Origin of the sequence: Paenibacillus sp. VTT E-133291 (genome assembly GCF_002264395.1) — a bacterium.
In the GTDB taxonomy this organism is placed as follows: domain Bacteria; phylum Bacillota; class Bacilli; order Paenibacillales; family Paenibacillaceae; genus Paenibacillus_AQ; species Paenibacillus_AQ nitricinens.
Map to the genome: position 1 here is coordinate 1 of NZ_NFVA01000229.1, position 585 is coordinate 585.

The 585-nt window shown below is 50.8% G+C and carries 1 protein-coding gene; it reads right to left on the reverse strand.

The features are described from left to right. Positions 1-41: 41 nt before the first annotated feature. The gene (locus CA598_RS31700) at positions 42-506 is read right to left on the reverse strand and encodes a hypothetical protein (RefSeq protein ID WP_143812504.1); all 465 of its coding nucleotides are present in this window, start codon (positions 504-506) and stop codon (positions 42-44) included. Between the last annotated feature and the right edge of the window lie 79 nt (positions 507-585).

Sequence of the window (585 nt, forward strand, 5' to 3'; positions counted from 1 at the left end):
AGAAATAGAGGCGCAATTAAGCGCCCCTTTCAACGTGATTCTTATGGTGTTGCGGTGATTGTCTCGTCGCCTAAAATCGCGATAATTCCGTCTGCATCCGGAGTTGACCGGAGCGTTACGTTCGTGATGCGTTCGTTTTCGTTGTTAAACGAGTAGGATAAATCCGTCTCGCTGTACGCCAGCGGTATCGTAATCCAAAAGTCCGGATCAGTCAGTTTCGCCAGCGGTTTGATGATCGCTTTCTTCGCGGTATCAATGAGGTTCAAGCCTACGCCAGTCTTAACGACAACCTTCGAACCGGCTGCGCCTGTTACGACTTCCGCGCCTGCCATGATCTTCGGAATAGTCGGCAAATCGTACTCTCCGAATGGTACTGTCACGCTGACATTACGCCCGGTCACACGCTTACCGACGATAGTCTCGCCCGTTTGGTCCGTCTTCTGTTCGCGATAAGTAGTCTCCGATGTAAAGACGACGCCACCGATCGTTGTCTCGAATTTGACCATCGTTACGCCCGTACCATATTCGACGATTGCTGGGCCTACTTCGATCTTCTTGAAATCTTGAGCCATTCGTTATTTCCCC

Coding starts and splice junctions, on each gene's coding strand:
- CA598_RS31700 (WP_143812504.1), bottom strand. CDS start 506: ATGGTCAAATTCGAGACAACGATCGGTGGCGTCGTCTTTACATCGGAG.